This is a genomic window from Acutalibacter intestini, assembly GCF_034334985.1.
GTDB lineage: Bacteria > Bacillota > Clostridia > Oscillospirales > Acutalibacteraceae > Acutalibacter > Acutalibacter intestini.
On the sequence record NZ_JAWXXL010000077.1, the window covers coordinates 1 to 5,108 of the forward strand.

4 protein-coding genes are annotated in these 5,108 nt (G+C 49.7%); all 4 read left to right on the top strand.

Features of this window, described 5'->3' with window-relative positions; genetic code table 11:
* Positions 1-1,512, top strand: a 1,512-nt coding sequence (locus tag U8U68_RS21385) for a flagellin (RefSeq protein ID WP_322204412.1), incomplete at its 5' end; no start/stop codon positions are given.
* Positions 1,513-1,637: 125 nt separating this feature from the next.
* Complete coding sequence (locus U8U68_RS21390) at positions 1,638-3,647, top strand: hypothetical protein (RefSeq protein WP_322204415.1); 2,010 nt, start codon at positions 1,638-1,640, stop codon at positions 3,645-3,647.
* 14 nt (positions 3,648-3,661) lie between these two features.
* Positions 3,662-4,183, top strand: coding sequence for an adenylyl-sulfate kinase (locus U8U68_RS21395; protein ID WP_322204417.1), 522 nt, complete (start codon positions 3,662-3,664; stop codon positions 4,181-4,183).
* Positions 4,180-4,875: an IspD/TarI family cytidylyltransferase gene (locus tag U8U68_RS21400; protein ID WP_322204418.1), complete on the top strand. Its 696-nt coding sequence runs from the start codon at positions 4,180-4,182 to the stop codon at positions 4,873-4,875. Before U8U68_RS21395 ends, U8U68_RS21400 begins: the two co-directional genes overlap by 4 nt.
* Positions 4,876-5,108 lie beyond the last annotated feature (233 nt).

Here is a 5,108-nt window from a genome sequence, read left to right on the forward strand (position 1 = left end):
GTTTCTCTGGTAAAGACCGCCGAGGGCGCCATGCAGGAGATCCAGGACATGCTCAACCGCATGGACTACCTGGCCACCCAGTCTGCCAACGGCACCTATGACAATGATGTTGACCGCAAGAACCTGCAGAAGGAAGTGGATGCTCTCCGGAGTGAAATCAACCGTATTGCTGACTCCGCCAACTTCAACGGCATTAAACTGCTGGACGGTTCTTTGGCTGGCAGTAATACCACCATGGCTACCACGTCCACCTCTTTGGTGACTGAAGACCACATGCAGCTCCATGAAGCGGGCAAGGAAGAACAGGAACCCAGCTTTACCATTGATTTCTCCCAGATCTTTGATCAGTTGAAGGCGTCTGCCACACTTGCATCTGGCGCCACCTTTAGCATCAACGTAAAAGTCGGCGGTCAGATAATTGGGGTTACCGTTACCGCTTCTGTAACCGGCTCTATTGCGGCTGGCGCACTGATTAGCGCCAGCAAAGTGAGCTTCAGCCTTGGTACAGCTACACAGACTATCAACAATGTCGACTTTACAGCTAGCTGCGCATCCAGTGGTAAAATTACTTTCACCTTTAAGGCATCGGGAAGCAATAACACTGCCGGCGTCCCAGACTTTGAGTCCTCTATGGACGTTACGATTGAAGCCAGTGGCGCAGCCCTTGGAACCAAGTACTTTACCAACTGCAAGACCCAGAATGTGCAGGATGGTGTTGCGAAGACTGCTGACCAGATGGCCCATACCCAGTTTAAGCTGACAGCAGACATTGTGAATTCTATGATTAATGGAGATTCCATGACGATTGGTAATCAGACATTCACAGTGGATGTAGAGAAGAATGTTGCCAGCAGCACCGGTACTGTAATCGGTGTGAAGGATCTGCTGGGTTCTGATGGCAAGATTGACGCCGCCAAGTTGAACCAGGTTGCGGATGCTATTACCCGCTTGGGTTCTGGCAATGATACTTTCCATATTGGCGCTGGCGCTGATAATGTCATCAACCTGCATGAAAAGGCCAGCTACTATGATTCTTCTAACGAAGACACTTGGCTGAACAGTAAGAGCAAGCTGGACGAAGTGGTGAAGATGAGCTCCGGCGGCGCTGCAGGCAGCACCCTGACCCTACAGATTGGCGACACCAGCGACAAGTTCAACCAGTTGGACGTTGTGATCGGCAATATGCACACCAGTGCTCTGGGCATTGACAGTGTTGACATCAGCAATCCCATTGGCGCAGCCGCAGCTATTGAGAAAATTCGCGATGCTATCAACACTGTTTCCGGTGTCCGCGGCGATCTGGGCGCTGTCCAGAACCGTCTGGAGCACACCGCTAACAACCTGAGCGTCATGGCTGAGAACATCCAGGACGCCGAGTCCACCATCCGCGACACCGACGTGGCCGAAGAGATGATGGCTTACACCAAGAACAACATCCTCATTCAGTCCGCACAGGCTATGCTGGCCCAGGCCAACGCAGTGCCCCAGGGTGTTCTGCAGCTGTTAGGCTAATCTTTATAATTGAATTAGCATTACAGGCAGAGTGTTGTTCTATAAGTAAATCCCATGCACGAAACGAGGGGGCGGGCATGTGCCCGTTCCCTTTTTGTGTGGGGATGCTGAAAGGGTATCGAAGGATGAAAGCGATTGAGATAGCGCAGCGTTTGGCGCAGTTGAACGAGACAGAGGACGCGTTGAAGGCGTACAAGGTGGCTCTGACGGAGGAGCCGGACCCTACCACGAAAATGGAGGCGGCGGCCTACATTTTACAGTTCGGCAAGGGCGATGATTATAAGATTTCATACACTTTTTTTCGAGATTTATACAACCAGGGCGTTTTTCAGGATAATATTCTGGAGATTATGGACGAGGCCTTTTTCCAGCCTAATTTGCGGATTTTGAAGTCCCGTTATGAGCGCAACTGTAAGTATTTGGCTAAGTATCCCTATGTTTTCCGCAATGATTTTCCTAAATTTGAGGATTTACCTTTGCAATTTTATCCCTATGACGATAACAGCTACACGCCCTATGATGTAGAAGGGCGGCACTTCGGTGATTATGTCAATTTTCGGGATACGGTTATCAAGCACTACTTCTTTAAGAATTTAGATGACCCCATCTTCGTGGAAGATGTTTATTCGCAATATGAGTTAGAGTATCTCCGGGACAACGTGCGCAAAAGCGAGGACGTGGCCCGGGAAAACCATGTATATTTATACTACAGCAGCTGGGCGGTTTTTTGCTCTTATCTGGCCTGTTTGAACTTGAAACCGCTGCTGGACAGCCGGAAGTTTGTATTCCTTTTTGAGGATGAGAAAGGCAGATATCCCATTGATTTTAATGCTGAGTTTGGTATTGATTACAGTCAGTACACTTTGCAGCCCGTACGCATTCGGGAGGTCAATAAGCTGATTTGGCACACACAGCTTTCCACCCATAATGGCGGCGACTTTTTCAACGAAATTTTCGATGCCCACCCGAACCTGTTGGTGCTACCCTCCATGATGATGTATAACGTAGAGGAAACCATTCGGAAATGCCGGGAAATATTTGAACAGTTCAAGTCGCTGAAAGAGGCTCTGCAAAATGTAGCGGACTGGTCCCCGCAGACGATAGAGGAAATGTACAGGATGCGTGACCGTACGGACAAGGACATAATGGTTGCAGTTTTCCTTAACAGTGAGATGGCAACAGCGGGATGGGACAGGGCGTCCAGGATTGTGCCCGCTGTGTTCTTCCAGCCCCACTTCCATAACATTATATATTCTTTGAATGTGGATGACAAAAACCGCGCTGTACTTCATGCGGGCAACTATGAACAGGTGAAGCACTCGCCTGTTTTCCAGGGGTTTAAATACATAAAAACCTTTACGCCGATGCGCCGTTTTACGACCAGCCATGGGGCTACAGTTGCGTTCATGTATGCTTCATCGTTGGCAAGCCAGGAAAATGCAGAAGAAAAAAAGAGTGTGGTCAGCGATGCGGTTTCAGAGCGCGTGTTCAATCGCAGCTTTATGATAGACCCAGATGACAGGCTCTACCATGACAGCATACTGGTACGCTTTGAGGATGGAAAACTGAACCCAAAAGCAACCTTTACTGCGTTGGCCGAATTTGTGGACTTGCCCTATACGCAGAGCATGACTTACTGCTCAGAAAATGGGAAGGCCCTGGATTATTATGGCTACATTGCGGATGGCTTTGATACGAAACCGGTCTATAAAACATATGATGAGTATGTCAATGACAGCGAGCGGAAATTCATTGAATATTTCCTGCGGGATGCCTACGCTTTTTATGGATATGATTTTCAATATTATGATGGGAGTCCAGTGGATGAGCCGCAGATAGAAAAATGGATTTTGAGTTTTTCCACAGTAGATCATTATATCCGCGAGACGCGGAAAGTGGTATTTGACGAAGTGAAATTGACAAACAGCGGCGAGCCTTTGGAGGACAGCTTCCAAGAAAGCGTGCGCGGGCAATTGTTAGACAAGCATATGCAGACATTCTATGAAAATCGGCTGCGTAATGCAAAAATACTATTTGATGGCTTACAATTTGTAAACAAACATGGGCAACTACTTTATATGATGCCGAAGCTGGAACTAGACCATGAGCTGCTGGAACAGCCGCTGTACCACTGAGGAGGTAAACACAAATGGGAAAAGGAACGGTTTACTTCTTTACGGGCCTGGCGGGGGCAGGGAAAACCACCATTGGCGGCATGTTTTATGAGAGGCTGAAAGCCATCAGGCCAGAGGCGGTGTTGATTGACGGGGATAAAAACCGGGATAAAACCAACGCCCGGACCCCCCGGGACTACTCCACAGAAGCCCGGCGGGCTGGCGCGAAAAGTGTGCTAAAGCGGTGCGGGGAGTTTGCAGAGCAGGGCATTGACGCTGTGTACTGTGGCATCGGCATGTATGCGGATGTGCGGGCCTGGTGCCGGGAGAACATCGAAAATTACCGGGAAATCTACATAAAAGTGTCTATGGAAACGCTGTATAGGCGCAACCAGAAGGGGCTTTATTCCCCTGGCATGAAACAAGTGGTGGGGGTGGATTTGCCTTGGGATGAGCCGGATTGTTCCGATGTGGTCATTGAAAACGACCGGGAGGAAGCCCCAGCGGTTCTTGTGGACAGGCTGTTCAGGGAATTCGGTTTGGAGGAAAGCCTATGAATATCGCGCTGATTATCGCGGGCGGCAAGGGCCAGCGGATGCAGCAGGAAATCCCCAAGCAGTTCTTGAATGTAAATGACAAGCCGGTGATGATTTATACACTAGAGGCTTTCCAGTCCCATCCGGATATTGACAGAATTGGCGTGGTATGTGTGGACGGCTGGCACGATATTCTGCGGGCCTATGCAAGGCAGTACAAAATTGACAAGCTGGAGTGGGTGGTTTCCGGTGGGGAAAACGGGCAGGCTTCTATTCGTAACGGCGTGTTCCATGCAGAGCAGTTATATGGTGATCAGGACATACTTTTAGTTCATGACGCCATAAGGCCGATGGTTTCCCACGAGATCATTTCGGACTGCATTGTCCAGTGTAAAAAGCATGGCTCTGCGGTTTCCATTGTGCCCTGCAACACAGTGGTCCTGCGTCGGACAAGGGAGCAGACCTCGTCTGAGGTGGTTCCCCGTGAAAGGCTGGCGTTAACCCAGACCCCCCAGGCATTTCCAATAAAAAAGCTGGCAGACGCTCACCGGAAGGCCCTGGAAGCAGGGATTTTGAACTCCATTGCCAGCTGTACGCTCATGGTGGAGTTGGGGGAATCCGTGCACTTTTCCATTGGAGCGGAGACAAATATAAAATTGACTACGCCAGATGATTTGAAGATTTTCAAGGCCCTGTTGGCGTTGAGGGAGTGACCATGGATTTGATGGAAAATCAGGCGTACATAAATTCCCTGAAGGCAATAAGCCGGCTGGACTTCCTTAGCGGAAAGACACTCCTTATTTCAGGGGCAACCGGGATGCTGGGAAGCTGTCTGGCAGACGCCGTTATGGTGTGGAACCGGCAGCAGGCAGAACCATGCAGGGTGGTGGCAGTTGGGCGCAATTTGGAAAAGGCGCGGGAAAGATTTGAGCCATTCTGGAATAAT